This is a genomic window from Allobosea sp. P2_B12 (genome assembly GCF_056404835.1).
This window is the reverse complement of record NZ_JBFUDG010000001.1, coordinates 41,915-67,021: the sequence shown is the minus strand read 5'-3', so window position 1 is coordinate 67,021 and position 25,107 is coordinate 41,915. Positions and strand designations below refer to the sequence as shown.

Annotated in this window: 25 protein-coding genes; 10 read left to right on the top strand and 15 right to left on the bottom strand. The window is 66.0% G+C overall.

Annotated features, from left to right (window positions below):
- Nucleotides 1-206: 206 nt before the first annotated feature.
- Complete coding sequence (locus AC1DYU_RS00310) at nt 207-767, top strand: thioesterase family protein (RefSeq protein ID WP_476789922.1); 561 nt, start codon at nt 207-209, stop codon at nt 765-767.
- A 22-nt stretch (nt 768-789) separates the two neighbouring features.
- Here AC1DYU_RS00310 and AC1DYU_RS00305 read toward each other — a convergent pair whose 3' ends face one another.
- Nucleotides 790-1,584, bottom strand: coding sequence for a potassium channel family protein (locus AC1DYU_RS00305; protein WP_476789921.1), 795 nt, complete (start codon nt 1,582-1,584; stop codon nt 790-792).
- 129 nt (nt 1,585-1,713) lie between these two features.
- On the opposite strand from AC1DYU_RS00305, the gene AC1DYU_RS00300 reads away from it, so the two are divergent.
- On the top strand, nt 1,714-1,995 hold the full coding sequence (locus tag AC1DYU_RS00300) for a DUF427 domain-containing protein (protein WP_476789920.1): 282 nt from the start codon (nt 1,714-1,716) through the stop codon (nt 1,993-1,995).
- 9 nt (nt 1,996-2,004) lie between these two features.
- Here AC1DYU_RS00300 and AC1DYU_RS00295 read toward each other — a convergent pair whose 3' ends face one another.
- The 4 genes from AC1DYU_RS00295 to AC1DYU_RS00280 form a co-directional block, all read right to left on the bottom strand.
- Nucleotides 2,005-2,622 (bottom strand): class I SAM-dependent methyltransferase, encoded by a 618-nt coding sequence (locus AC1DYU_RS00295; RefSeq protein ID WP_476790689.1) that lies wholly within the window; start codon nt 2,620-2,622, stop codon nt 2,005-2,007.
- A gap of 62 nt (nt 2,623-2,684) precedes the next feature.
- Nucleotides 2,685-3,953 carry a BtaA family protein gene (locus tag AC1DYU_RS00290; protein ID WP_476789919.1) on the bottom strand — a complete coding sequence of 423 codons (1,269 nt, stop codon included), beginning with the start codon at nt 3,951-3,953 and terminating at the stop codon, nt 2,685-2,687.
- Nucleotides 3,954-4,024: 71 nt separating this feature from the next.
- Entirely contained in the window at nt 4,025-5,008 is a 984-nt protein-coding gene (locus AC1DYU_RS00285; protein WP_476789918.1) for a tripartite tricarboxylate transporter substrate-binding protein, read from the bottom strand.
- Nucleotides 5,009-5,069: 61 nt separating this feature from the next.
- Nucleotides 5,070-5,774 carry a GntR family transcriptional regulator gene (locus AC1DYU_RS00280; protein ID WP_476789917.1) on the bottom strand — a complete coding sequence of 235 codons (705 nt, stop codon included), beginning with the start codon at nt 5,772-5,774 and terminating at the stop codon, nt 5,070-5,072.
- Nucleotides 5,775-6,011: 237 nt separating this feature from the next.
- On the opposite strand from AC1DYU_RS00280, the gene AC1DYU_RS00275 reads away from it, so the two are divergent.
- On the top strand, nt 6,012-7,088 hold the full coding sequence (locus tag AC1DYU_RS00275; RefSeq protein WP_476789916.1) for a tartrate dehydrogenase: 1,077 nt from the start codon (nt 6,012-6,014) through the stop codon (nt 7,086-7,088).
- A gap of 143 nt (nt 7,089-7,231) precedes the next feature.
- Nucleotides 7,232-7,663, top strand: a complete 432-nt coding sequence (gene msrB / locus AC1DYU_RS00270; protein WP_476790688.1) for a peptide-methionine (R)-S-oxide reductase MsrB — start codon at nt 7,232-7,234, stop codon at nt 7,661-7,663.
- A gap of 191 nt (nt 7,664-7,854) precedes the next feature.
- On the opposite strand, the gene AC1DYU_RS00265 is transcribed toward msrB, so the two are convergent.
- Nucleotides 7,855-9,507 carry an acyl-CoA dehydrogenase family protein gene (locus tag AC1DYU_RS00265; RefSeq protein WP_476789915.1) on the bottom strand — a complete coding sequence of 551 codons (1,653 nt, stop codon included), beginning with the start codon at nt 9,505-9,507 and terminating at the stop codon, nt 7,855-7,857.
- An 88-nt stretch (nt 9,508-9,595) separates the two neighbouring features.
- On the opposite strand from AC1DYU_RS00265, the gene AC1DYU_RS00260 reads away from it, so the two are divergent.
- Nucleotides 9,596-11,968, top strand: a complete 2,373-nt coding sequence (locus AC1DYU_RS00260; protein WP_476789914.1) for an ATP-dependent helicase — start codon at nt 9,596-9,598, stop codon at nt 11,966-11,968.
- An 8-nt stretch (nt 11,969-11,976) separates the two neighbouring features.
- On the opposite strand, the gene AC1DYU_RS00255 is transcribed toward AC1DYU_RS00260, so the two are convergent.
- Nucleotides 11,977-12,594, bottom strand: coding sequence for a TetR/AcrR family transcriptional regulator (locus tag AC1DYU_RS00255; protein ID WP_476789913.1), 618 nt, complete (start codon nt 12,592-12,594; stop codon nt 11,977-11,979).
- Nucleotides 12,595-12,728: 134 nt separating this feature from the next.
- On the opposite strand from AC1DYU_RS00255, the gene AC1DYU_RS00250 reads away from it, so the two are divergent.
- Both AC1DYU_RS00250 and AC1DYU_RS00245 read left to right on the top strand, forming a co-directional pair.
- A complete protein-coding gene (locus AC1DYU_RS00250) occupies nt 12,729-13,607 on the top strand; it encodes an SDR family oxidoreductase (protein ID WP_476789912.1) in 879 nt (292 codons plus the stop codon).
- Nucleotides 13,608-13,672: 65 nt separating this feature from the next.
- Entirely contained in the window at nt 13,673-14,002 is a 330-nt protein-coding gene (locus tag AC1DYU_RS00245; RefSeq protein WP_476789911.1) for an Ohr family peroxiredoxin, read from the top strand.
- Nucleotides 14,003-14,259: 257 nt separating this feature from the next.
- On the opposite strand, the gene AC1DYU_RS00240 is transcribed toward AC1DYU_RS00245, so the two are convergent.
- Together AC1DYU_RS00240 and AC1DYU_RS00235 are read right to left on the bottom strand one after the other, a co-directional pair.
- A complete protein-coding gene (locus AC1DYU_RS00240; protein ID WP_476789910.1) occupies nt 14,260-16,248 on the bottom strand; it encodes an FkbM family methyltransferase in 1,989 nt (662 codons plus the stop codon).
- A gap of 200 nt (nt 16,249-16,448) precedes the next feature.
- Nucleotides 16,449-16,868, bottom strand: coding sequence for a winged helix-turn-helix transcriptional regulator (locus AC1DYU_RS00235; protein ID WP_158486440.1), 420 nt, complete (start codon nt 16,866-16,868; stop codon nt 16,449-16,451).
- 118 nt (nt 16,869-16,986) lie between these two features.
- Here AC1DYU_RS00235 and AC1DYU_RS00230 point away from each other — a divergent pair, with 118 nt between their 5' ends.
- Both AC1DYU_RS00230 and AC1DYU_RS00225 read left to right on the top strand, forming a co-directional pair.
- Nucleotides 16,987-17,733 carry an SDR family oxidoreductase gene (locus AC1DYU_RS00230; RefSeq protein ID WP_476789909.1) on the top strand — a complete coding sequence of 249 codons (747 nt, stop codon included), beginning with the start codon at nt 16,987-16,989 and terminating at the stop codon, nt 17,731-17,733.
- 90 nt (nt 17,734-17,823) lie between these two features.
- Nucleotides 17,824-18,771, top strand: coding sequence for a 50S ribosomal protein L11 methyltransferase (locus AC1DYU_RS00225; protein WP_476789908.1), 948 nt, complete (start codon nt 17,824-17,826; stop codon nt 18,769-18,771).
- A gap of 164 nt (nt 18,772-18,935) precedes the next feature.
- Here AC1DYU_RS00225 and AC1DYU_RS00220 read toward each other — a convergent pair whose 3' ends face one another.
- Nucleotides 18,936-19,064 carry a hypothetical protein gene (locus tag AC1DYU_RS00220; protein WP_476789907.1) on the bottom strand — a complete coding sequence of 43 codons (129 nt, stop codon included), beginning with the start codon at nt 19,062-19,064 and terminating at the stop codon, nt 18,936-18,938.
- 108 nt (nt 19,065-19,172) lie between these two features.
- Nucleotides 19,173-19,415: a hypothetical protein gene (locus AC1DYU_RS00215; protein WP_158486443.1), complete on the bottom strand. Its 243-nt coding sequence runs from the start codon at nt 19,413-19,415 to the stop codon at nt 19,173-19,175.
- Between the two features lie 306 nt (nt 19,416-19,721).
- On the opposite strand from AC1DYU_RS00215, the gene AC1DYU_RS00210 reads away from it, so the two are divergent.
- The gene (locus AC1DYU_RS00210) at nt 19,722-21,566 is read left to right on the top strand and encodes an aminopeptidase P family protein (RefSeq protein ID WP_476789906.1); all 1,845 of its coding nucleotides are present in this window, start codon (nt 19,722-19,724) and stop codon (nt 21,564-21,566) included.
- 236 nt (nt 21,567-21,802) lie between these two features.
- Here the strand turns inward: AC1DYU_RS00210 and AC1DYU_RS00205 are convergent, their stop codons facing one another.
- The 4 genes from AC1DYU_RS00205 to AC1DYU_RS00190 all read right to left on the bottom strand — a co-directional run bounded on the left by AC1DYU_RS00205 (nt 21,803) and on the right by AC1DYU_RS00190 (nt 25,051).
- The gene (locus AC1DYU_RS00205; protein WP_476789905.1) at nt 21,803-22,102 is read right to left on the bottom strand and encodes an AzlD family protein; all 300 of its coding nucleotides are present in this window, start codon (nt 22,100-22,102) and stop codon (nt 21,803-21,805) included.
- Nucleotides 22,099-22,818 carry an AzlC family ABC transporter permease gene (locus AC1DYU_RS00200; RefSeq protein WP_476789904.1) on the bottom strand — a complete coding sequence of 240 codons (720 nt, stop codon included), beginning with the start codon at nt 22,816-22,818 and terminating at the stop codon, nt 22,099-22,101. The genes AC1DYU_RS00205 and AC1DYU_RS00200 overlap by 4 nt, the downstream gene beginning before the upstream one ends.
- A gap of 13 nt (nt 22,819-22,831) precedes the next feature.
- The gene (locus AC1DYU_RS00195; RefSeq protein ID WP_476789903.1) at nt 22,832-23,695 is read right to left on the bottom strand and encodes an AraC family transcriptional regulator; all 864 of its coding nucleotides are present in this window, start codon (nt 23,693-23,695) and stop codon (nt 22,832-22,834) included.
- 108 nt (nt 23,696-23,803) lie between these two features.
- Nucleotides 23,804-25,051, bottom strand: coding sequence for an MFS transporter (locus AC1DYU_RS00190; RefSeq protein WP_476789902.1), 1,248 nt, complete (start codon nt 25,049-25,051; stop codon nt 23,804-23,806).
- Nucleotides 25,052-25,107 lie beyond the last annotated feature (56 nt).

Genomic DNA, 25,107 nt, shown 5'->3' with positions numbered 1-25,107 from the left:
CGCCAACAGTTACGATACGGACAGTAGCCGGGTCCAAGGGTGCGCGATCGCCCCCGGGCCGGGCTGACGGCGAGCGGGATCGCAGTATGATAGACCATGCCGGAAGACAAAGGGCAGCGGCAATGATGCGGTTTCGTATCGTCCATCATGCCGCCATCGCAGGGAGCATGCCCGCAATGGCGCAGCGCTGAACCAGGGAGGCTGCCATGAAAGATGACATCCGCGCCCCGGCGCTGTTCTTCGCCCCGTTTGTCTCGTCCCCGATGCGGGTCGAGCCGCAATGGATCGACCATAACGGCCATCTCAACATGGCCTATTATCACGTCCTGTTCGACCGCGCGGCCGACGAGGTCTTCTCGCTGGTCGGGTTCAACCAGGATTATGTCGACACGCGGCACGCTTCCACCTTCGCGGCCGAATGTCACATCCTCTACAAGCGCGAGCTGACTGAGAGCGATCAGGTCCGCATCACCGCCCAGCTCATCGCCTTCGACGAGAAGCGGCTGCACTACTATCTCGAAATGCGCCATGCGAGCGAAGGCTGGCTCGCCGCCACCAGCGAGAACCTCTCGCTGCATGTCGATCTGACGAGTCGCAAGGTTACCCCCTTCCCGGCCGACCTCCTCGCCAATCTCGCTTTGATGAAGGCCGCGCACAGCATGATGCCGCTGCCGGTGACGATCGGCCGGATCATCGGCATGCCGCAGAAGACCGCGATCACCGTCGAGAACATGACCGGCGAGCGCGAGACCGAGACGCGGCACTAAATCAGCCGCACCGACCGGCCGCTCAGTCCGGATCTGGAATACGCAATTTGTGACCGCAGGCCTTGCAATGGACCGCATCGGGTTCATGGCGCTGCAGCGCGCATTCCGGGCAGGGAAACGTCACCTTCGCCGGCCGGAACACGGCCTGCACCAGACGCACGAACAGCGAGATGCCGACGATCATGATGGCGATGGAGGTCAGCTTGCCTGCGATCCCCGGCAGGACGATGTCGCCGAAGCCGGTCGTCGTCATCGTCGCGACGGTGAAATAGAAGGCATCGACATAGCCTTCCAGCCCCGGCCGCCCGGCGAAGAAGAAGGTGTAGATGAAGCCCGTGACGACGAAGAGGAACGTCACGAGATTGATCACCGCCTTGGCGGCATCCTCCCATTGGCGGAAACCTGTCGCGCGCACCTGCGCCCAGATCAGGCCGCGCTGCGACAACGTCCACAGCCGCAAAATCCGCAGGAAGCCGAAATTCTCGAGTGATTCCGGCGCCAGCAAGGTCGCCAGGATGAAGAGATCAAGCAGCATGGTCGGCTGCCGCAGCAAACGCAGCACATTCGAGGAGGCCAGCATCCGAGCCGTGATCTCGATCATCACGATGGCCGCGATCGTATAGTCGATCCACAGGAAGTCCGGCCGGTCGCGGATCATCGGCGTCGCGATGAAGAAGGCGATGATCAGGAGATCGACGATCGCAGCCGCCATCTGGAAGCGCAGCGCGGCGGGCGAGCGCCCGTGATAGAGCTGGCGCAGGCGGTTACAAGCCCGTCCGAAGCCAGCCTGCGCGTTCGTTTCGGCCTGTTCGCTCATGTCATCGGCGCTAGCACGGAGCCGTGCGAAGCGTCCAGCGCGCCCCCCGACGGACCATCGCGCCTCTGGCAAAACGGAGACCGTCTCCCCAACTCCATGGCATCGATTCCCCGCCATCCGGAGCCTGCCATGGTCAAAGCCATCTGGAACGACACGGTCCTCGCCGAGTCGAACGACACCGTCATCGTGGAGGGAAACCACTACTTCCCGGCCGACGCCATCAAGGCCGAGCTGTTCAGGCCGAGCGACACGACCACTGTCTGCGGCTGGAAAGGCACCGCCAACTACCATTCCGTCGTCGTTGGCGGGAAGGAGAACACCGATGCCGCCTGGTATTACGCCGACCCGAAAGCGGCCGCCGCCAACATCAAGGGCCGGATCGCCTTCTGGAAGGGCGTCGAGGTCGGCTGAGCCCGGCGCTCAGGCCGTGCGGCGCAGCGTCGCCAGCGCGGCATAGCCGCCATAGAGCGCCTGCGTGCGAGCGGTGGTTCCGGCCGCGCGCGCGACGTCGTCGAGCACCGCTGCGAGATCGCGGCGCGGCGTGACACGGAACAGCGCGAGCCAGCGGTTCAGCGCGACCTGGAACGGCACGGGCAGCGCCTTCTGGTCGCCGAAATCTACGATATGCAGTTCGCCGCCCGGCGACAGCCGGCGCAGCGCCTCCTCGACGACAGCCTGCCAGGGCGGGATCATCGACAGGGCATAGGAGATCACGATCCGGTCGAAGCCCGCGCTGCCGAATAGCGCCACCGGCTCGAACGCGGTCGCATCCGCCTGCGCCAGCATGATCGCGTCGGACAGCCCCGCTCGCCTGACCGACTGACGCGCCGTAGCCAGCATCGCGGCCGACACGTCGAGGCCGAAGCAGGGCCGGCCGGGATAGGCCTGCGCGATCTTGATCAGGTTGCGGCCGGTTCCGCAGCCGATCTCCAGGATGGTCCCGCCCGGCGGCGGATCGAGGCCGGCGATCAACCGATCGCGGCCGAGCAGGTAGAACTTCCGGCTGGCGTCGTAGATGTGGCGCTGATGGCGATACATCGCATCCATCAGCCCGGCCGCGCCGTTCTCGCCGGCCGTGCTGTTCTCGCGCCCAGCGGCGCTCACGCTGCGGGCTCCAGCCGCACATCGTCGGGCAGCACATAGAGATGGAAGCCGCCATAGATCGAAGAGCGGTCGCGCGCACAGAGCGCCCGGCTCGTCGCCTCCTCATAGCGCCACTGGTCGAGAATTGGGGCCGGCACGCGGCCCGGCAGCAGGCGTTCGTCGGCGGCGGTGCGGAAGATCACCCGCGCACCGGGCCTCGCCGTGCGGGTGATCTGCGTCCAGAGCGCCGTCAGATCGGCATCGTTCATCCAGTCCTGCGCATCGAGCAGCACATAGGCATCGCAGCTCTTGGCGGGCTGGGCCTCAAGGAAGGCTGTGATGGCGTTCTGGTGATAGGACACGCGGCCGGCGCGCGCCTTCACCGTCTCGAAGTTCTCGCGCTGGAGATAAGGCGGCAGTGCCGCGTCCGTGCTTTGCTCGTAGCCGCGCCCGAAAGCCTGACGCGCGAAATAGTTCGTCTTGAGGTCGAAGCCGCAGGCGAGCCGCTCCATCCGGTCGTAGAGCGCGCCACGGATGCCGTCGGAGCCGTCGGCGGCGAGCGCCTTATACTGCGCCGGCGGGATGCCGAGGCCGTAGAGCGAGGCCGGCTGGCGGATCAGCCAACGCACGAAGCCCTTGTCGAAGACCGGCGCGAGATGCCGCTCGAACAGGACGCGCTGCTCGGCCATGTCGCGCGCCTCCAGCATCCGGCGCGGATCGCAGCCGAGCATGCGGCCGAGCAGGTGGCCGGCGCCGATGAAGCGCCCGAGCAGCCCGTAGCGATAGACATTGCGCGCGAACATGCCGATGCGCCGCCGCCCGTCGAGCCCCCGGCCCTCCCAATAGCTGCGCGAGGTCGCGTCGAGATGCGGGGCGATCTCGCGCTCGTAATAGGCAACATTCGCCTGCGACTGGGCCTGACCGAAGAAGCGCAGGAAGTCGCCATGGCGGGTCATGCGCGCCAGCGCCGCGAGCTTCAACTTGCCCAGAGCGATATGGGCGCCGTTGAGGTCGATGGCGCTGATCTTCGCCGGATCAGCGGTGAGATAGGACAGCACGTTGCAGGAGCCGGAGGCGATCGCCACGACATGGTCGTCGGATGTGAGGCGCAGCGCCTCCATGTCGACGACCGGGTCTTCCCAGATCTGCGGATAGACCAGCCCCGAAAAAGCCAGCGTGAACATCCGTTCCAGCAGGCCCGCCTTGGACAGGGGCTTGCTGCGATGGACCGCTGTCGTCAGTCCCATGGTGGTCGTGCGCCGAACCGTGCGTGCCGTCTGCGTCACCTGACCCTCGCCCGCCATCAATCGATGGCGAGCCGACTAGTGGAGTCGCGTGACGGTTGGGTGACGAGCCGTTACTGCGCCGTGACGCCGGCCGCCTTGATCACCGGCGTCCATTTGTCGACCTCGGCGCGGACATGGGCCCCGAGCGCCGCCGAACTCTGGCCGGCATCGTCGGGAATGACGCAGCCGAGTTCGAGCAGCCGGGCGCGGACCCCGGCATCTGCGAGCGCGGCGCGGCCGGCCGCGTTGAGCTTGTCGACGATCTCTTTCGGCGTGTCCTTTGGCGCGAAGATCGCATTCCAGCCGACGGCCTGGAACTCGGGCAGACCGCCCTCTGCGCTGGTCGGCACATCCTTGGCGACGTCGAGCCGCTTGGGCGTGGCGACGACATAGGTCTTGAGGCTGCCCAATTGCGGCACGATGCCCACGGTCTGGTCGCAGACATAGTCGAGCTGCTTGGCCAGCAGCGCGTTCATGGCTGGCCCCGAGCCCCGGAACGGCACCTGCTGCACCGGCGCCTTGATCAGATAGTGGAAGAACACGCAGGTCAGGTGCGAGGTCGAGCCGATGCCGCCATGGCCGTAATTGTATTTGGACGGATCGGCCTTCAGCAGGGCGACGAACTCCTGCAGCGTGTTGGCCGGAAAGTCCTTATGCGCCGAGATCAGCATCGGCGTGCCCGCCGTGTTGATGACGGGTGCGAAATCGGTACGCGGGTCGTAGGCCAGATTCGGATAAAGCCCGACCGAGGCCGAATGCGTGCCGAGATTGCCCATGATCACGGTGTAGCCATCGGCCGTCGCGCGCGCGACGCGCAGCGAGCCGGTCGTGCCGCCGGCGCCGGCGACGTTCTCGACGATGATCGACTGGCCAAGCGTGCGGCCCATATGGTCGGAGACGATGCGCGCGATCACATCGGTCGGCCCGCCCGCAGCGAAGGGCACGATCATGGTGATCGAACGCAAGGGATAGCTCTGCGCCAAAGCGGGCGCGGCAGCCATGGCCAATGGAAATATGGCAAAGGCGGCCCTGAGGGCCAGGGTCAGGCGACGCATTGGTGTTTCCTCCCGTTTGATTTTTGCCGCGTTTGCCGCGGTCTTCGGCGGTTAAATTCTCTTACATGTGCCGCAATCCGACGCTCTCGATCAGCGGCAGCAATTCGTCGCGCGCCCGGATGCGATGCCGCCGGGCCGCCTCGCGGGCGAGCCCCGACAGCCCGTGCCGGATGGCATCGCTGGTGGCGCGATGTTCCAGTTCCGAGGATGGCAGGCGTGGCCGCAGCCGCAGCGTCAGCATGCGCGCCCGATGCGATTGGTCGTTAACCGTCTGGATGATGCGTGCGAAGCGACCGTTGCCGCAGCGTTCGACCAGCAGCCGGTGAAACGCCTCGTCGGCCCGTCCCCACGCCGCAAGATCTCCGGCGGCGAGCGCGCGCGCCATCCCGTCCGTCTCGCGATCGAGATCGTCGGCGAGCGCGATGCGGGCAGGCTCGGACAGCTTCGCCGAAAGCTCGGCAGCCCCCGCCTCGATCGCGATCAGAACCTCGTAGATCTCGGCGATGTCGTGCGGCGCCAGCGCGCAGATCAGGATGCCGCGCTTGGGCAGGATGCGGACCAGCCCCTCCTCCTGCAGGCGCAGCGCCGCCTCATGCACCGGCGTCCGGCTGACGCCCAGCCGCAGCGCCAGTTCTCCGGCCGAGGCCTGATAGCCTGGCGCGAAGACGCTGTCGCGGATGGCCTGCTTCAACGCAGCATAGGCGCTGTCGACGAGGCTCGGGCCCCGCTCGTTCGCCTGCTCGATCAGCTTGCCGCGTACCGCCATTCCGCTCTCCCTGAAACGACGTTAGCATCTTCCATGGAAGCTGCAATGGATTCTTGACTTGCAGCTCAGTCGCTCTCAGAAAGGGCGCGCCGTCATCCCGGACAAGCCGCGAAGCGGCGTCGATCCGGGATCCATGCCGGAACGGTTCAGGCATGGATCCCGGGTCTCCGCTGCGCTGCGCCCGGGATGACGGCGAGAGTCTGCATTGGCGGCAGACTTATAATGAAGGAACGGACCATGAAGACCCATCGCATCGCGGCCATTCCGGGCGACGGCATCGGCGTCGAGGTCATCGCAGCCGGCATCGAGGTGCTGCAGGCACTGGCGCAGCGCGATGGCGCGTTCAGCTTCGCGTTCGACCATTTCGACTGGGGTTCGGACTACTACAAGCGCACCGGGCTGATGATGCCGGTCGATGGCCGCGAGCAGATCAAGGACCATGACGCGATCTTCTTCGGCGCCGTCGGGGCGCCCGACGTGCCCGACCACGTCTCGCTCTGGGGCCTCAGGCTGGCGATCTGCCAGCCCTTCGACCAATACGCCAATGTCCGCCCGACCCGCGTCCTGCCCGGCATCACCTCGCCTCTGCGCGCCGTCTCCGGGCCGGAGCTCGACTGGGTGATCGTGCGCGAGAACTCGGAGGGCGAATATGCCGGCGTCGGCGGCCGCGTCCACAAGGGCTTCCCCGAGGAGGTCGCCACCGACGTCTCGATGATGACGCGCAGCGGCGTCGCCCGCATCATCCGCTTCGCCTTCCGGCTGGCGCAGTCGCGGCCCCGCAAGCTGCTGACGGTCGTGACCAAGTCCAACGCCCAGCGCCACGCCATGGTGATGTGGGACGAGATCGCCGCCGAGATCGCGGCCGAATTCCCCGATGTGACCTGGGACAAGATGCTGGTCGATGCCATGACCATGCGCATGGTGATCAAGCCGGGCAGCATCGACACCATCGTCGCGACCAATCTCCATGCCGACATCCTCTCGGACCTCGCCGCCGCGCTGGCGGGTTCGCTCGGCATCGCGCCGACGGCCAACCTCAACCCCGAGCGCGCCTTCCCCTCGATGTTCGAGCCGATCCATGGCTCGGCCTTCGACATCGCAGGCAAGGGCATTGCCAACCCGATCGGCACCTTCTGGACGGCGACGATGATGCTCGACCATCTCGGTGAGCCGGCGGCCTCCGCCCGGCTGATGCGCGCGATCGAGCGGGTCACGGCAGACCCGGCCTTCCACACGCCCGATCTCGGCGGCAAGGCCACGACCCGGCAGGTAACGGACGCCGTCATCGCGGCGATCGCCGGCGACAACGCCTGAGCAGGAGGCTCCAACAGGATCGTGAAGCCTTTCGGCGGCGGCCCTGCTGAAATTCGGCCGATCAATCGCCATATTGGCTTCCGACGAGCGCGGCTGATGTCAGCGACACCCCGCGCAGCGGAAAGGAGAGCACGATGGGACTGATGAGCATGTTCGGCGGCGAAAAGGCACCCGAGGAGCACTTCCCCTATGAGCTGACCGATGCCGAGTGGCGGGCGAAGCTCACGCCTGAGCAGTACGGCGTGCTGCGCGGCCATGGCACCGAGCGGCCTGGCTCCTGCGCCCTGAACTACGAAAAGCGCGCCGGCACCTTCTCCTGCGTCGGCTGCGGCCAGCCCCTGTTCAAATCCGGCAAGAAATTCGAGAGCGGCACCGGCTGGCCGAGCTTCGACCAGCCGCTGGAAGACGCCGTCGGCGTCACCGAGGATCGCAAGTTCGGCATGGTCCGCACCGAGGTCCACTGTGCCAATTGCGGCGGCCATCTCGGCCACGTCTTCCCGGACGGCCCGCCCCCGACCGGCCTGCGCTACTGCATCAACGGCGTGGCGATGGATTTCGTGCCGGCGGAAGCCTGAGCGGCGGGTCCAGAAAGCGCGGGGAACCCCTCTCCTGTAAGGAGAGGGGCAGGGGTGAGGTGCTGGTCCCTGGACCAGTTGAGCCCCAACCTCACAGCGAGCCAGCGGTCAGGCCACGGCCAAACGTCCAACGGCCGACCCCTCACCCTACCCTCTCCCTACGGGAGAGGGTTCCCCGCGCTATCCCCGCCTCAACCGATCACCGGCACCGCCCTTCGCGCCAACGCCGCCACATCCACCGACGCCGGCAGATCGCCGAAATGACCGGACCAGCCGCCTTCCAGACGGCTCGCGACGAAGGCGTCGGCGACGACCGTCGATGCGTGGCGCAGCAGCAGGCAGGCCTGCAGCATCAGCGCCAGCCGCTCGACCAGCCGCCGTGCCTGCCCTTCGTGACGGGTGAGTTCCGGTAGCGCGGCCTCAAGCGCAACCAGCGCCGCATCGTAGCGGCGATCGGCCCCTCTGGCCTGGCGCAACTCGCTCAGCAGCGCCTCGAGAGCCCCCGGCTCACGCTCCAGCGAGCGCAGCACGTCGAGGCAGATCACATTGCCCGAGCCTTCCCAGACCGAGTTCAGTGGCGCCTCGCGATAGTGCCTCGCCAGCGGGTGTTCCTCGATGAAGCCGTTGCCGCCGATGCATTCCAGCGCCTCGACGACCACGGCCGGCGTGCGCTTGGCGACCCAGTATTTCGCGACGGGCGCGCCGATCCGCGCCAGCAGCCGCTCACTCTCCGACGTCTCCTGCCGGTCCACCGCCGCAAAAAGGCGGAAGGCGAGCCAGGCCGCGGCCTCCGCCTCAAGGCTGAGATCGGCCAGCACATTCTGCATGATCGGCTGGTCGATCAGTGCCCGCTGGAAGGCGCGCCGATGCGTGGCGTGATGCGCCGCCTGCGCCACCGCCTGCCGCATCAGCCCGGCGGAAGCCGCCGCGATGTCGAGCCGCGTATTGTGGTTCATGCTGAGGCCCGTACGCAGCCCGCGCCCCGGCTCGCCCAGCATATGGCCGAGCGCGCCGCGAAACTCGACCTCGGACGAGGCGTTCGAGCGGTTGCCGCATTTGTCCTTGAGCCGCTGGATCGCGACGCCGTTGCGCGAACCGTCAGGCAGCCAGCCCGGCACGACGAAGCAGGAGACGCCCTCCTGCGTCCGCGCCAGCGTCAGGAAGACATCCGAATGCGGCACGGAGAAGAACCATTTCTGCCCGCTGATCGACCAGGTGCCGTCGCGGTTGTCGCTTGCGACGGTCTGCGTCTGCCGCAGATCCGAGCCGCCCTGCGTCTCGGTCATCGCCATGCCGACCGTCGCTCCGATCTTGGCCGCAGCCGGGCCCTGCCGCTTGTCATAGCTGGCGGAGGTGATGAGCGCGCCCCATTCCGCCCAACGCGCCGCATCCTGCTTCAGCACCGGAATCGCCGAATAGGTCATGCTGATCGGGCAGCAGATGCCACTCTCGGCACCGTACCAGAGATATTGCAGACCGGCGCGCGCCACCTGTGCGCCGGGTCCCGGCCGATTCCAGCACAGCGCATGGGTCTCCTGCCCGATCGCCAGCGACATCAGCTCGTGCCAGGCCGGGTGGAAGGCGATCTCGTCGATGCGATGGCCAAAGCGGTCATGCGTGCGCAGTTCCGGCGTGAAGCGGTTGGCCAGCCGGGCCAGTTCCTGGACCTCGGCCGAGCCGACGCTGCGCCCGGCCTCGTGCAGGCGCTCGCCCGCCCAATCGGCCTCGAAAGCCGCCATCGCGGCCGGCAGCACCGGATCGGCGGCATAGGCGTCGTAATCGGCAAGCGGCAGAACCTGGTTGGTGACCTCCCAGGCCGGCATGGGATCAATGCGGCTCGCCATGCTGAATCTCCTCCCGTGAAAGGGCGCAATCGTCGACCGAAGCCCCTATATTGACGTGAGAACGAATCACGATCGAGTACGCTGCCCCTTGTCCGACCCGAGCACCACCTCAGCCCCCCTGCCCCGCCCCGGCGGCCTTGCCGCGCGCGCCGCCGCCGCGCCCGCCGCGAGCTATCTGTCCGGGCTGAACCCCGAGCAGCGCCAGGCGGTCGAGGCAACGGACGGCCCTGTGCTGGTGCTCGCCGGCGCCGGCACCGGCAAGACCCGCGTGCTCACCACCCGCATCGCCCATCTGATCGCGACCAACCGCGCCTACCCCTCGCAGATCCTCTCCGTCACCTTCACCAACAAGGCGGCGCGCGAGATGAAGGAGCGCGTCGCCCATCTCGTCGGCCCGGTCGCCGAGGGCATGCCCTGGCTCGGCACCTTCCACTCGATCTCGGCCAAGATTCTGCGCCGCCACGCCGAACTGCTCGATCTGCGCTCGGACTTCACCATCCTCGATACCGACGACCAGATCCGGCTGATGAAGCAGGTGATCGCGGCCGAGGGCATCGACGAGAAGCGCTGGCCCGGCCGCATGCTGGCGGGCTTCATCGATAGCTGGAAGAATCGCGGGCTGGCACCCAAGGACGTCGCGCCGGGCGAGGCTGCCGTCTTCGCCAATGGCAAGGGCGGCAAGCTCTATGCCGCCTATCAGGATCGGCTGAAGAGCCTGAACGCCGTCGATTTCGGCGATCTGCTGCTGCATTGCCTGACGTTGTTCCGCGACCACGCGGACGTGCTCGCAACCTATCACGAGCGCTTCCGCTACATCCTCGTCGACGAGTACCAGGACACCAACACGGCCCAGTATCTCTGGCTCAGGCTGCTCGCCCAGGGCCGGCGCAACATCGCCTGCGTCGGCGATGACGACCAATCGATCTATGGCTGGCGTGGCGCCGAGGTCGACAACATCCTGCGCTTCGAGCACGATTTTCCCGGTGCCGTGGTGGTCCGGCTGGAGCGCAACTACCGCTCCACCGGGCATATCCTTGCCACCGCCTCGAAGCTGATCGCCCGCAACGAGACCCGTCTCGGCAAGACCCTGCGCACGGAGGACGAGGCCGGTGAGAAGGTCACCATCACCGGCGCCTGGGACAGCCAGGAAGAAGCCCGGCTGATCACCGACGAGATCGAGGCGATGCAGTCGAAGGGCGACAACCTCTCGCAGATCGCCGTGCTGGTGCGCATCTCCGCCCAGATGCGCGAACTGGAAGAACGCTTCGTCCAGACCGGCGTGCCCTATCGCGTCATCGGCGGCCCGCGCTTCTATGAGCGCGCCGAAATCCGCGACGCCATGGCCTATCTGCGCTGCGTCGTCTCGCCCACCGACGACCTCGCCTTCGAGCGCATCGTCAACGTGCCCAAGCGCGGGCTGGGCGACGCCACCATCCAGATCCTGCACAACCACGCCCGCGCCACCGGTTTCTCGCTGCTGCAATCGGCCCGCGCCATCGTCGAGAGCGACGAGCTCAAGCCCAAGGCCCGCACCGCCCTGCGCGAACTCGTCGAGGCCTTTGGCCGCTGGTCAGGCAGAGCCGAGCACATGCCGCAGGGCGAGCTCGCCGAGCTCGTACTGGAGGAGAGCGGCTACACCGAGATGTGGCAGAAGGACCGCTCGGCCGATGCCGCCGGGCGTCTGGAAAACCTCAAGGAACTGGTGCGCTCGCTCGACGAGTTCCCCGACCTGCCGGCCTTCCTCGAACATGTCTCGCTGGTGATGGATGCCGACAACGGCGATGTCACCGAGCGCGTCTCGATCATGACCCTTCACGGCGCCAAGGGGCTGGAGTTCGACACCGTCTTCCTGCCCGGCTGGGAGGAAGGCCTATTCCCCAACCAGCGCGCGCTCGACGAGAGCGGCCGCGCCGGGCTGGAGGAGGAACGCCGCCTCGCCCATGTCGGCCTGACGCGCGCGCGCAAGCGACTGAAGCTCTACTTCGCCTCAAACCGCCGGATTCATGGGCTCTGGCAGTCGAACCTGCCGTCGCGCTTCATCGACGAACTGCCCGAGGAGCATGTCGAGGTCGTCCAGGCGGCTTCCAACTACAGCCAGAGCGGCTACGGCGCCTCGCGCTTCGACCGCATGGAAAGCTTCGGCTCCAGCTACAACACGCCCGGCTGGCAGCGCGCGCAGGAGAATAAGGCCAGAGGCGGCGGCTCGGGCTTTTCCGAAAGCGGCAGCGGCTTCGGCGGCAGCAATTTTGGAGGCGCCCGCCAGCGCGGCCCGTTGCTGATCGAGGGCGAACTGACCGCGAAATCGTCGGGCTCATCGGCCTACGACGCCGGCGCCCGCGTCTTCCACATCAAGTTCGGCAACGGCTCGGTTGCATCAGTCGACGGCAACAAGCTGACGGTGGATTTCGACAAGGCCGGGCGCAAGATGGTGCTGGATAGTTTCGTGCAGAAGGCGGGGTGAAGGGCGTATCAATCTCCATTGGCACTCCCGAGCAACGATCTGGCCGCATCGCGGCTTGCCTCTGCCACGGTCGGGGCGCGCGTCGATTGTGCGATCACGATCGAGCCCTGGATGAGGGACAGGATCTGGAGCACGGCCTGTTCAGGCCTGCTCAATGCCAAAGGCACGACCAGCGACGCCACGAACTCATGCAAGCCCTTGAAATAGGCGGCGATGAGCGCCTGCACGTCGGGAGAATTGGCGTCCGGTCCGAACTCGGCCAGTCCTTTCACGAACGGACAGCCGCGGAACGACGGGGATCGAAACGACTCCTCCAGCGCGTCGAAGATGGCCAGAACGCGCTCCAGCGGCGACAGGCCGGCTTTCTCGGTCGCGGTTGCAAGCATCTGGAACCAGACGGCGCTCTTGAGCCGCAGATACGTAGCGATCAGGTCGGCCTTTGACGGGAAGTGCTTGTAGAACGTCATCTTGGCCACGCCGCTTTCGGCGATGATGCGATCCACTCCGACGGTATGGATGCTGAACCGATAGAACAAGTCCGACGCCGTCTTCAGGATTCGGTCTCGTGGGGCGAGCGCGTGAAGCGGCTGCGCCTCCACACTCGCGAAATCCAGCACCTCTTGCATCGTCGTCCCTCATGGATCCGAACGGCCCATCAACGCATAGACAGACTAATCTGTCTATTTTTCGATTGCAATGGACATACAGGTCTGTCTATTAGGCGGCAATGCCCTCCAAAATGATTATGAAGGACCCTAAGATGGACAAGAAAATTGTTGTCGTGACCGGCGCGAGCAGTGGCTTCGGGAAGCTGACCGTGCTGGAGCTCGCCAGACGCGGACATACCGTCATCGCGACCATGCGCGATGTCGATGGGCGAAATAGTCAGGTCCGGAGCGAGTTGATCGAAGCTGCCAAAGCGGAAGGCAAGGCGCTGCAGGTCCTGGAAATGGATGTCGTCGATGAGGCATCGGTCAAGTCGGCGATCGACCATGTCGTCAAGCAGCATGGAAAGATCGATGTCCTGATCAACAATGCGGGAACGATGTTCATCGGCATCACGGAAGCCTATACGGTCGCTGATATCGAGCGGCAGTTCGCGGTCAACTTCTTCGGCGCCGTGCGAGCCGACCGCGCCGTTCTGCCGCATATGCGCGCCGCCGGCAGCGGACTTCTCGTCCATGTCTCGTCGTTGATGGGCCGACTGATCTTCCCCTTCTTCGGTGTCTATTCCGCGAGCAAATTTGCGCTTGAGGCGCTCGCCGAGTCCTATCGCTACGAACTGTCGAGCTTCGGCGTCGACTCGGTGATCGTCGAGCCGGGGCCGTTCCCCAGCAACCTGCTGTCATCCAGTCCAGAGCCGTCAGACGAAGGCGTGCTGGCGTCCTATGGGGCGGTCGCGGCGATCCCGGGGCAGATCAAAGCGGACTCCGCCCGCTCGCATGATCCTGCCAATCCGCCGCGCCCTCAATTGGTCGCCGACGCCATCGCGCGGCTGGTCGAAGCTACGGAACGGCGCCCGTTGCGCACGGTCGTCATGCCCGAGGGCATGGATCTCGGCGTGGAACGGCTGAACGAGGGCGTCTCCTCTGTTCAAAATGACATGCTCCGCGCACTCGGCATGTCGGCCATGATCTGATCGGACCGAAACCATGGCTGCGCTTTACAGCGCCAGTCACTGCGGTCGGCGGCCGCAGCGGCACCGTGCGCAGCGATGGCGGCCTTCTGGATCTTCCGCTCGGGCTGCCCAAGCCGATAGGCGGCAAGGGCGGCGCGACCAATCCGGAGCTGTTTGCCGCAGGCTATGCGGCCTGCTTCGAGAATGCGATGATCCACGCCACCCGCAACAGGACGGCCAAGGTGAAGGACGACGACATCGTCGTGATCGCCGAGGTCGCCTTGTCGCCGAATGGCAGCGGCGGTTTCGTGCTTTCGGTGACGCTCGACGTCGCGATCATCGGACTCGATCAGGCGACTGCCGAGGAGGTCGTGCAGGCGGCGCATGCGAGGTGCCCCGTTATTCGAACGCGGTGAAGGGCAACATCGACGTGGCCATCGCCGTCACGACGAACCGCCCGAGGAGCATGTCGAGGTCGTGCAGGCGGCGTCCAACTATAGCCAGGGCGGCTACGGCGCCTCGCGCTTCAACCGCATGGAACTTCGGCTCCAGCTACAACACGCCCGGCTGGCAGCGCGCCCAGGAGACGCCTGACGCCAGGGCATCCGATCCGGGCTGTACAGGCGCTTTACCACCAGCGACCCCGGCGGCGTTTCGGCCGGCCTTTTCGCTGTCAGGCTACCGTTGTCGTGACGACCGTCAGCTCGGCTACATCGAGAACCATCGCCTCCCCCAATTGGCCGTTCGCCAGCAGAGGATAGATAGCGCGTCCCTTGCGATCGATCGGGGCGATCACGATGCCGATCGTATAGACGAGGCCCGTTTCGCCGACGGTACTCGCAGAGGTCACCGTCTCAACCGGACCAGGGAGCGCAAGCCGTGTCTCGGTGCCGCCGCTAACCCAGATCGCCGCGCCATCATCGCCGCTGACCAACAGCCCCGACATCCGGCTGCCGACCGAAACGGCCAGAACCGGCCTCCGCTCGCTAGCATGGCACGTCAACTTGAACGCGGCGCCATCGACGGTCACGGTATGGAGCGTACCGGCGGCCCGGTCATGCTCGGCATAGAGCGGGCCACCATCGTCCGCACCGAAAACGGGAGCAAACACCCGCGTGCTAGCGCCCTGCTGCGCAACCCAGGTCAGCGTGGCGGGATCGCTGAAACGGCCGACGGAGATCAGATGGCCGTCACCCTGCTTGTGCCGGGTGATGATCGTGCTCGCATCCTTGCCCTCGACGATCCCGAGTACCTCTTCAGGATGGATCTCCGGCCCGGGCGTTAGCTGGGCGGTGTCCCAGCTCGACCCTTGTGCTCGGGTCAGCACATAACGCGTCTGGCCGTTGAAGCCGGTGCGTGGCGTCACGTCCTTGAAATAGCTGCGAAGCCCGGTGTTCTTCGGCTCGGCACCGCGGGTCAAGGAAAGCTGCGGAACCTCATGCCCCGAAAGACTGCCGACATCCTCGGCGGGAATGGCATAGAGCAGCGTTTCGAACCGGCTATAGCCGTATTGACGCACGTAGAACCGGTAGTTCTCCAACTCGTCGATGAGGTAGATCGGGAAGTCCCAGAAATGCTCCGCCTCGTGATAGATCGTGACCGCGATCATCGGGCGGCAGGCCTTGATCGCCTCGATGCCCCCCTTGAGAATGTCGAGTTCGGCGCCTTCGACATCCATCTTCAGGTAGTCGAAGCGCGGAATCGCACCTTCGCGGAACAGCGTATCGATGCGGCTTGTGCGGAACTGAATGTCGTCCGCCTTGTTCAGCCCGGGCCCGGTATAGACCATCCCCCACATGCCGATGCCGGCACTGACCTCCCCGTCCGTGTTGCCCAGCAGAAAATGATTATTCGAGAAGAAATTATAATAAACCTGATAGGCATGAGTGAACGCGTTCTGATCCAGGGAGGTCATGGGATCGAAATTGAAGATCCGCCCTTGCCCTTTCATCTTGGCGAGGAAGTACCAGACCTCATTTCCAGAACCGACGCCCACATTAATGATGTTCATCCCGGGACGGATATGAACGATCTCGTTGTACTGCTGAAAGCCGAAGACCTTTTTGACGAAAGCATCGATATACTGCTCGTTGGTTCCGTAGAGGACCCTGGCATAGTCGGACCGTGATTCGTCGTCGGCAAGAACGGAGAAAACCTTGCTGATCTTCGCGGTATTGGCCGCGATCAAACCGGCATAATCCTTGACGTGATAATAGGTGTAGGGCAGCACGCGCCCCGCGACAGACCGGCTCATGACCCAGTTCTCAAGGTAAGGCGTCAAGGCGCGCGCCGCGTCGGCCGTCAGTCGTCCTTTGTGGATGAGATCGCCGAGTGCCGGTCCGCAGGCCTTTGCAAAATCGAAATAGGCAGTCGGATCGTCCGCGAAATACATCAGCACGCGCAGGCGCGCACCCTCGACATAGAGGCTGTCAGAACTGGAAAGCCATGTGACGGGATCGACGAAAATGTCGACCGCAGGATCACCAACCTCCGAAGGGTGAGTAATCTTGCCCAAAAATTGCCCAGGAGCGCGGGCAATCTTCAGAAAATCAATGATAAATTCATCGCCGCTGGCGTTGACAATAACATAGAACGGCTCTGGAGAAACAACATTCCTGGGCTCGAAGATAAATTCGACATCGAACGCATGCGTCCCGCTCATAGAAAAACAATCCTATTCTTTGCAATAGCCGATTGCGTCCCTGTAGAGTCGGTCATCGCTTTTTCGAAGTCAATTGCAAGTGAGCCATCAGGCCGAAGCATCGCCAGGGAGGGTCAAGGTCTTCGACTGCGCTCTGTCGCGCAGGAGGCCACGAGGCTGAATGCGCGCGCGCAAGGCGGCATGATCGTTCGCTATCCCCCTCACCGCCCCTCCCGCGCCTTGAACGCAGCCCGCGCCGCCTCGACCTGCGCGTGATAGGTCTCGGCCCAGACCCAGACCCCGCAGAACGCCGCCGTGAGTTCGCCGCCGATCTCCGTCATCGTGTAATCGACATGCGGGGGGATCACCGGATGCACCTTGCGGGTGATCAGCCCGTCGCACTCCATCTGCCGCAGCGTCTTGGTCAGCATCTTCTGGCTGATGCCGCCGACGATGCGGCCAACCTGCGTGAATCGCAGCGTGCCGTGCTCCTCCAGCGCCTCCAGGATCAGCATGGTCCATTTGTCGGCGATCTGGCCGATGACGTCGCGCACCAGCGCATCGACCTCCGGGCTGACCTCGATATGCATCAGCCCGCCCTGCGTCTGCATGGCCGCAACGGCTTCACGGATCGTCGGCATCGGACACTCTCCTTCTGGTGCGTATAGAACTTTCTAGTGCCTTCTTTCGTTCGGAGAGCATCGGTCCTAGCTGTGTCCAGCGCAACCACGAAAGCGCGATCGCGAAAGGACACAAGCGATGAACATCACAGGCAACACCATCCTGATCACCGGCGGCGGCTCTGGCATCGGCCGCGGGCTCGCCGAAGCCCTGCATGCCAAGGGCAACACCGTCATCATTGCCGGCCGCCGCGAGCGCGTTCTGGACGAGGTCACCGAGGCCAATCCCGGAATGCAGTCGATGCTGCTCGACATCCAGGACAAGGCCGATATCGCCGCCTTCGCCAAGCAGGCGGTCGAGCGCTTTCCGGTGCTCAACGTCGTGATCAACAATGCCGGCATCATGCGGCCGGAGACGCAAGTCGACCTCGCCGTCGCCGAGGAGACCATCGCCACCAATCTGCTCGGCCCCATCCGGCTGACCGCGGCGCTGCTGCCGCATCTGTTGGCGCAGCCGCGCGCTTCGGTCGTCACCGTCTCGTCGGGCCTCGCCTTCGTGCCGCTGGCCGCAACCCCGACCTACTCCGCCACCAAGGCCGCGATCCATTCTTGGTCGATGTCCCTGCGCCACCAGCTCAAGGACAGCTCGGTCGAGGTGATCGAGATCGCGCCGCCTTACGTGCAGACAGAATTGCTTGGCCCGCAGCAGGCGACCGATCCCGATGCCATGCCGCTCGCCGACTTCATCGACGAGGTGATGACGATCCTCGAGGCCGCCCCCGCCTCGGGCGAGGTCATCGTCGAGCGCTGCAAGCCGCTGCGCTTCGCGGCGAAGAACGGACAACTCGAGACCCTGTTCGAAGCCTTGGCCTCGCGTGAATACTGAGAACCCGTGATGGTCGATCGAGCCCGACCATCACAGCCCTCCCCGCCGGCGGATCATGACAACCGCCGGCGGGCCTGCTAAGCGCAGCCCATGCGTGAAGGTCTTCTGCCATCGACGGTCGCGACCGTCCTCGAACTCTCCACCTCGGGCGAGAAGGCGCGCGCGCTGACCGAGCTTCTGGGCGAGGTCTTCGACCCTACGGAAACCGCGATCTCGGCCTTCGAGATCGAGACGGGCGTCACGACGCTCTCACTGAACGCGCCCTGGAAGGTCGAGATCTATTTCGCCACGCATCCCGACGAGGAGGCCGTGCGCGACATGCTCCGCCCGATCGTCGGCGATGTCATCGACACCACGCCCTTCACCACGGTGAACCAGCAGGACTGGGTCGCCGCCAGCCTCGACGGACTGAAGCCGGTGCGCGCCGGCCGCGTCCTCGTCCATGGCGAGCATGATCGCACTGCCGTGCGGGTCAACGATATCGGGATCGAGATTCCAGCCGCGCTGGCCTTCGGCACCGGGCATCACGGCACCACCGCAGGCTGCCTGCTGGCGCTCGACGCCGAGCTGAAGCGCCGCCGCCCGCGCCGCGCCATCGATGTCGGCACCGGCACCGGTATCCTCGCCTTGGCGCTCGCCAAGCAGATCAAGCGCAAGGTCGTCGCCGGCGATATCGATGCGATCGCGGTCGAGGTCGCGGCGCACAATGCCCGCGTCAATCATGCGCCCCACGGGCTCGATCTCTATGTCGCGCCGGGCCTGCGTCACGCCAAGGCCAACCGCCCCGGTCATTTCGACCTGATCTTCGCCAATATCCTGGCCGGCCCCTTGAGACGCCTCGCGCCGTCGATCGCGCGGGCGCTATCGTCCAACGGCACGGTGATCCTGTCGGGCCTGCTGGCGATGGACGTCGCCGGCGTCGTCTCGACCTACCGGCATCAGGGGCTCTATCTCGCCCGCCAGTCGCTGCGCGAGGGCTGGGCGACGCTGGTCATGAAAAAAGGCGGCGCAGCCCCAAGGCCACGCCACCTCCAATAATCAGCGCGAAGAACTAGCTCCGCGATAGCCAGACCGCTCCGATCCTTCGCCAGGCTGAGACGTATGGCGCGGCGTTCGAGAACCGGAGCGGAGCGGACTTTCGTCCGTGAGCACCGGAAGCGCAGAACGTCGCGTCAGGCGGCCAGCATCGCGAAGGAGCGCGATCAGAAGCCGAGATGGCCGTACTTGGCTTCGGCCTCAGCCTGCATGGAGCGGGCATCGTGCCAGACGGCGGAGGCGAAGGCGGCGGCGTCGAAAACGGTTTCAACGATATGCTTGATGATGGCGATCATGATGGTTGTCCAGTTTGTGCCGCGCGGCTCAAGCCTGCGGCGGATTTCGGAAGAGAACCCTGCGCGTTTCGTCGCGCAGGTCAGGCAGGCGAAGGCTCAGCGCAAAGCTCAGCGATTGAACGGCAGCGCGCGGTCGTTCGAGACGGTCGAGACCGGAATGCCTCCCAGCAGCATCCCCGATTCGTTGATCAGGAAATTGTGGGCGCGCAGCTCTCGCAGGGCGGAGCGGCGGCGGCTCTCGATCATCGCAGCATAGAGGCGCTGCCAGAAACCCGGGCCGTTGGCGGTCGCGGCAGTCTTGGTCACCTCAGTCGCAGACAGGACGGAGGCATCGTTCAGCACATAGGTCATGGGGATCCATCTCCTCAATCGAAACGAAGGACAGTCCCGGTCGCTTCCTCGTTCTCTTATGCTACCAAAGTGGGGCTCTTTCGCACTTGCGAGAAGAGGCCTTCGCAGATGCGTGATATGCACAGAGAGCATGCATTCGGCCATATTTCGTTAACGATCGCTAAATTCGCATAGCAAAGCGGCACGCCGCCTCATTTCGCAGCGCCTGACGCCGCCAGGAAAAGCACCGCGAAATCCGCTTTCGGACTAGCGTTTCGAAGCGGCAGCCGCGACCATGGCCCAAATCGCCCAGAACCGGACCTTTCGATGCCGCAATCGCCTGTCGCCACCCGCCCTGCCTGCCGCTTCCAGTCCTTCTCCGAACCGAGTGATCCGGCCGAGGTCGCGCCCCGCATCGCCGCGTTGCGACAAGCCCTCGCCAAGCTGGGGCTGGCGGGCTTCATCGTGCCACGCGCCGATGAGCACCAGGGCGAGTATGTGCCAGGCCATATGGCGCGCCTCGCCTGGCTCACAGGCTTCACCGGCTCGGCCGGCAACGCCATCGTACTGGCGGATAAGGCCGCGCTGATCGTCGACGGCCGCTACACCATCCAGTCGGCCGAGCAGACCGACACGGCCGTCGTCACGCCGACGCGCATGGAGGAGACGCCGCTCGACCGCTGGATCGAGGCCAACCTGCCCTCCGGCGGACGCCTCGGCTACGATCCCTGGCTGCACACGGCCGATGGCGTCGCGAAGCTCGAAAAGGCGGCAGCGGCTGCCGGCGGCTCGCTCGTCGCGATCAGCCAAAACCCGATCGACGCGCTCTGGACCGATCGCCCGGCGCCCCCGACCGCTCCGGTCAAGGCACATCGCGCCGATTTCGCCGGCGAGGATACGCAGAGCAAGCTCGCCCGCATCCAGGAAGCGCTCGCCAAGGCGAAGGTCGACGCGCTGGTGGTTTCGGACCCGCATGCGCTGGCCTGGACCTTCAACATCCGTGGCGGCGATGTCGAGCACACGCCGCTGCCGCTGGGCTATGCCATCGTGCCGCGCGAGGGCCGGCCGACCGTCTTCCTGGCGCCGGAGAAAATCACCAACGAGGCAGGCGACGCCATCGGCGCGGTCGGCGAGATCGCGCCGCCCGCCGCGCTGGAAGCGCAGCTCGCCGCCCTGGGCGCGGCCGGCGCCAAGGTCCGCCTCGATGCGACCACCGCCGCAGCCGCGCTCGCCACCTTGATCCGCGAGGCCGGCGGCACGCCCGATCCCGGCACCGACCCGATCGCGCTGATGAAGGCGCGCAAGAACGAGGCGGAGCTGGCTGGCACGCGTGCCGCCCATCTGCGCGACGGCGCTGCGATGGTGCGTTTCCTGACCTGGTTGGCGCGCGAGGCGCCGGGCGGGCGGCTCACCGAGATCGACACCGTCGCGGCGCTTGAAGCCGAGCGGGCCAAGACCGGGCTGCTGAAGGACGTCTCCTTCACCACCATCGCCGGCGCCGGCCCCAACGCGGCGCTGCCGCATTACCGCGTTACCGAGGCCAGCAACCGCAGGGTCGAGCCCGGCATCTTCCTGGTCGATTCCGGTGGCCAGTACGAGGACGGCACCACCGACATCACCCGCACCATGGCGATCGGCGAGCCCAGCGACGAGATGCGCGACCGCTACACCCGCGTGCTCAAGGGCCATATCGCAATCTCGCGCGCGCTTTTCGTCAAGGGCACTTCGGGAGCGCAGCTCGATGCCTTCGCCCGATTGCCGCTCTGGCAGGCAGGCCTCGATTTCGACCACGGCACCGGCCACGGCGTCGGCAGCTATCTCTCAGTGCATGAGGGGCCGCATCGCATCTCCAAGCTCGGCACCACGCCGCTCGAACCCGGCATGATCCTCTCCAACGAGCCGGGCTACTACAAGGAAGGCGAATACGGCATCCGCATCGAGAACCTGATCGTGGTCGAGGAGCGCGCCATCCCCGGCGGCGACCGCACCATCTACGGCTTCGAAACGATCACCTGGTGCCCCTATGAGCGCGCTTTGATCGAGCTGAAGCTGCTCGACGAGGGTGAGATCGCCTGGATCAACGCCTATCACGCCCAAGTCTGGGGCAATCTCGCATCGCTGGTCGAGGGCGAGGCGAAGGACTGGCTGGAGAAGGCCTGTCTGCCGCTTTGAGCCCTCGCCGTCCGCACGGGCTTGTCATGCCAAGAATGAATGCCTGACCTGACATCAAGCGCTTGTCGCGCGCCCGTCACATGGCAACGATTATGCAACGGCTCCGACAAGGAGATGCCGTATGCAGGACATGCCCCGCGATGCCCGTATGTTTTTCGCCGCTTTTGCCATCGCGGCGGCGTCCTTGTGGTGCTGGCTCGGTGGCATGATCTGACGCAAGGCGCCGCTCCCGCACCTTACATCAGCGCCCTGAACCCGACCACCGCCGCGACTCCGACCGCCACCACGCCCAGCAGTGGCAGCCGCGTCGCGGCCAGCGCCGCCAGCAGCGCAGCAGCCGTCTCGGGCCAGCCGGTCGCGAGCGCGCTCGGCGCGATCACCGCGACCAGGACGGCCGGCGGGATCGCGTCGAAGGCGGCCTGTTCGCGCGGCGACAGATCGAGCCGGCCGGCCAGTGCCAACCCGGCAATTCGGGTCGCATAGGTCGCGATGGCCATGCCGAGAATGGCGAGCAGGGTCTGGGGATCGAGTGTCATGGCTGGGCAGGCTCCGGCTTCGAGGGCTCCGGCGTGGCATCGCCTGCCGCGATCCAGGCAGCGGCCAGCCCGCAGAGCGCGCCGGCCAGCACATGCCAGGGCGGCCCGGCAAAGCGATAGGTCAGCGCCGAGGCGATGCCGGCAGCTGCCACCGTCCAGAACGTCACGCGCCCCTTCCAGAACGCCGCGACGAGCGCGATGAACAGGGCGGTGAAGGCGAAATCGGCACCAAAGCGGCGGGGGTCGCCGAGCGCCGCGCCGACCACCGCGCCCAGCGTCGAGGTCGCGATCCAGCAGGCCACGAAGGGGCTCAGCATCCCGAACCAGTAGGCCGGCGTGAGCCGATGCGTGCGCGCGCGCTTTTCCGCCAGCGCCCAGTTCTCGTCGGCCATGTAGTAGAGACCCAGCAGCTTCTGCCAGCGTGAAAAGCCCTGCAGCTTCGGCACCAGCGAAGCGCTCATCAGGATGTGCCGCGCATTGATCAAAAGCGTCGAGAACACGAGCGCGCCGATCGGCGCCGGCGTCGTCCAAAGCTCGACGGCCGCGAACTGCGCCCCGCCGGCGAAGACGAACACGCTCATGACCATGGTTTCGAGCGGCGAGAGCCCCTTGCCTGCCGCAAGCGCACCGAACAGCAGGCCGATCGGAATGGCCGCCAGCATCGCCGGCCAGATATCGCCAAGCCCGCGCCGGGCGTCCTCGCTCAGGGTGGACATGGCAGGTCGGCCTTCAGGCGAGATGGGCGGCGCGGAAGGCGCCGGGCGTGACACCGAGCCGCGCCTTGAAGGTGCGCGTCAGATGCGCCTGGTCGCAGAAGCCGGTGGCGGCCGCGACCGCGCCCGGCGCTTCTCCGCGCCGCAGCCGGTCGCGCGCCCGCCGCACCCGCACATCGACGAGCCAGGCATGCGGCGTCAGCCCCGTTTCATGCCGGAAGGCGCGGATCAGGTGATGGCGCGGCAGGCCGCAGGCGCGCGAGAGATCGGCCAGAGAGAGGTCCTCGTCATGGCGCGCCTCGAGCATCGCCTTGGCCAGTGCCACCGGCCCCTGTTCGCGCCCGACATCCCGCACCGTGAGATCGGCATGCTTCGCCAGGCAGGAACCATAGGCGCGCAGCAGCGCCTCCTCGCCGGCCAGCAGATCGCTGCCCTCGTCGAGCAGTCGATGGGCGGCGGCGAACAGCGCCGACACATCCGGGTCCCGCACCATCGGCTCGTGGAAGAACGGCGTCCCGACATCGTCGCGCTGCATCAGCGAGGCTGCGATCTCGCGCATCAGTTCGATCGTCGGATAGCTCATCCGGTAGCGGTAGCCGCCCTCATGCGGCAGGCCGTCATGAACGTCGAAGGGATGGTTGAAGACCACATCGCCCGCCCCGGCATACATCCGCCTGCCGCGCGCATGCCAGATCTCGCAGCCGGCCTCGATCGTCCCGACCGCATAGGTCTCGTGGACATGGGGCGCATAGGCATGGGTCGAGAACTGCGCCGACAGGAATTCGAGCCCGTCGAAACGTGCGGCTGTGAAGATGCGCGCATGCTCGCCCGGCAGCAGTGGCGTCTGGGCGAGCGCTTCGCCTTGGCTGATCAGATCCATGACCGCAGGATACAGCGGAACGCCTGGGGGCTGTCTTGAAGAAAAGTGATCGGGCGCATTCATGCGCCCGATCATCCGGCGGTCGTGCTTCGGGCACGATATCCGTGGTCAGTGCGTCGCGGCGACCTTGCCTGTCGCGATCCGCTCGGCACTCTTCGAGCCCAGTGCCAGCACGCCGATACCGCCAATCAGCGTCGCCGCGGTCGCATAGCCGATGACGCCGAGCGTCCCGAAACCATCGACCAGAAGCCCGCCAAAGACGGCACCGCTGGCGATAGCGATCTGGAACGCGGCAACGAGCAGTCCGCCGGCCGACTCGGCCTCTTCTTCCGGCGTCACGCGCACCAGCCAGGTCTGAAAGCCGACCGGCAGGGCCCCGAAGGCGAAGCCCCAGACGCCGACGGCGATGGCGGAGCCAAGCGGCGAAGAACCGACCAGCAACAACACGATCCCCATCGCCGCGACCAGGAACGCACCGAAGATCACCGAGGCCTTGGCGCTGCGCGCCGTGATGGCGCCGCCGGCCAAATTGCCGAAGAATCCGCCGATGCCATAGGCGAGCAGGACGAGCGAGATGGCCTCGACCGACAGCCGCGGAATCTGCTCCAGGAACGGCCGGATATAGGTGAAGCCAGCGAAATGGCCGGAGATCACCACCACGATCCCGGCAAGCACGAGCGCGATGCTGGGGCGGCCGAGCAGCCGAAACAGCGTGCCCACATCCGGCGAACCCTGCGCCGGTAGTCGCGGCATCGTCGCGATCTGCACGGCCAGCGCCACGACACCGGTCACGGCCGAGAACACGAACACGACCCGCCAGCCGAGAAGCTCGCCGAGATAGGCGCCGATCGGCGCGGCGCTGACGGTCGCAACCGAAACGCCGGTGAAGACCAGTGCCATGGCGCGCGGCAAGGCGCTCGGCGGAACCAGCCGCATCGCGGTCGCCGCGACCATCGACCAGAACCCGCCGAGCCCGATGCCGAGCAGGACGCGCGCCGCGAGCAGCGTCGTCAGGTTGGTCGAGGCTGCGGCGAGCAGGCTCGACAGGATCAGCGAGCCGGTCAGCGCCCAGATCACGATGCGCCGGTCGATGCCCCGCGTCACGATCGCGGTGGCGAGCCCAGCGATGGCACCGACGACGGCGGTTGCCGTCACCGCCTGCCCGGCAACGCCGACCGAGACGCCGACATCGGTCGCCATCGGCGTCAGCAGGCTGGCGGGCAGGAATTCGGCGGTGACCAGGCCGAACACGCCGAGCGTGAGCGAGAAGACCGCCGCCCAGGCGGGATCGCTGCGATCATGGGCGGCTGAGGGCGGATCGAGCAGCGGTGCTGCGATGGATGCTGAATCGGACATGGGCATCTCCAGGGGTTGGCCGGCAAGATGGGCGTGACCGCTTGGAGCTTCCATGC

Excerpts from the sequence above, each read along its gene's own strand:
- AC1DYU_RS00310 (WP_476789922.1), top strand. The coding sequence starts at position 207 with ATGAAAGATGACATCCGCGCCCCGGCGCTGTTCTTCGCCCCGTTTGTC.
- AC1DYU_RS00305 (WP_476789921.1), bottom strand. The coding sequence starts at position 1,584 with ATGAGCGAACAGGCCGAAACGAACGCGCAGGCTGGCTTCGGACGGGCT.
- AC1DYU_RS00300 (WP_476789920.1), top strand. The coding sequence starts at position 1,714 with ATGGTCAAAGCCATCTGGAACGACACGGTCCTCGCCGAGTCGAACGAC.
- AC1DYU_RS00295 (WP_476790689.1), bottom strand. The coding sequence starts at position 2,622 with ATGTATCGCCATCAGCGCCACATCTACGACGCCAGCCGGAAGTTCTAC.
- AC1DYU_RS00285 (WP_476789918.1), bottom strand. The coding sequence starts at position 5,008 with ATGCGTCGCCTGACCCTGGCCCTCAGGGCCGCCTTTGCCATATTTCCA.
- AC1DYU_RS00280 (WP_476789917.1), bottom strand. The coding sequence starts at position 5,774 with ATGGCGGTACGCGGCAAGCTGATCGAGCAGGCGAACGAGCGGGGCCCG.
- AC1DYU_RS00275 (WP_476789916.1), top strand. The coding sequence starts at position 6,012 with ATGAAGACCCATCGCATCGCGGCCATTCCGGGCGACGGCATCGGCGTC.
- msrB (WP_476790688.1), top strand. The coding sequence starts at position 7,232 with ATGAGCATGTTCGGCGGCGAAAAGGCACCCGAGGAGCACTTCCCCTAT.
- AC1DYU_RS00265 (WP_476789915.1), bottom strand. The coding sequence starts at position 9,507 with ATGGCGAGCCGCATTGATCCCATGCCGGCCTGGGAGGTCACCAACCAG.
- AC1DYU_RS00255 (WP_476789913.1), bottom strand. The coding sequence starts at position 12,594 with ATGCAAGAGGTGCTGGATTTCGCGAGTGTGGAGGCGCAGCCGCTTCAC.
- AC1DYU_RS00250 (WP_476789912.1), top strand. The coding sequence starts at position 12,729 with ATGGACAAGAAAATTGTTGTCGTGACCGGCGCGAGCAGTGGCTTCGGG.
- AC1DYU_RS00240 (WP_476789910.1), bottom strand. The coding sequence starts at position 16,248 with ATGAGCGGGACGCATGCGTTCGATGTCGAATTTATCTTCGAGCCCAGG.
- AC1DYU_RS00235 (WP_158486440.1), bottom strand. The coding sequence starts at position 16,868 with ATGCCGACGATCCGTGAAGCCGTTGCGGCCATGCAGACGCAGGGCGGG.
- AC1DYU_RS00230 (WP_476789909.1), top strand. The coding sequence starts at position 16,987 with ATGAACATCACAGGCAACACCATCCTGATCACCGGCGGCGGCTCTGGC.
- AC1DYU_RS00225 (WP_476789908.1), top strand. The coding sequence starts at position 17,824 with ATGCGTGAAGGTCTTCTGCCATCGACGGTCGCGACCGTCCTCGAACTC.
- AC1DYU_RS00220 (WP_476789907.1), bottom strand. The coding sequence starts at position 19,064 with ATGATCGCCATCATCAAGCATATCGTTGAAACCGTTTTCGACGCCGCC.
- AC1DYU_RS00215 (WP_158486443.1), bottom strand. The coding sequence starts at position 19,415 with ATGACCTATGTGCTGAACGATGCCTCCGTCCTGTCTGCGACTGAGGTG.
- AC1DYU_RS00210 (WP_476789906.1), top strand. The coding sequence starts at position 19,722 with ATGCCGCAATCGCCTGTCGCCACCCGCCCTGCCTGCCGCTTCCAGTCC.
- AC1DYU_RS00205 (WP_476789905.1), bottom strand. The coding sequence starts at position 22,102 with ATGACACTCGATCCCCAGACCCTGCTCGCCATTCTCGGCATGGCCATC.
- AC1DYU_RS00200 (WP_476789904.1), bottom strand. The coding sequence starts at position 22,818 with ATGTCCACCCTGAGCGAGGACGCCCGGCGCGGGCTTGGCGATATCTGG.
- AC1DYU_RS00195 (WP_476789903.1), bottom strand. The coding sequence starts at position 23,695 with ATGGATCTGATCAGCCAAGGCGAAGCGCTCGCCCAGACGCCACTGCTG.
- AC1DYU_RS00190 (WP_476789902.1), bottom strand. The coding sequence starts at position 25,051 with ATGTCCGATTCAGCATCCATCGCAGCACCGCTGCTCGATCCGCCCTCA.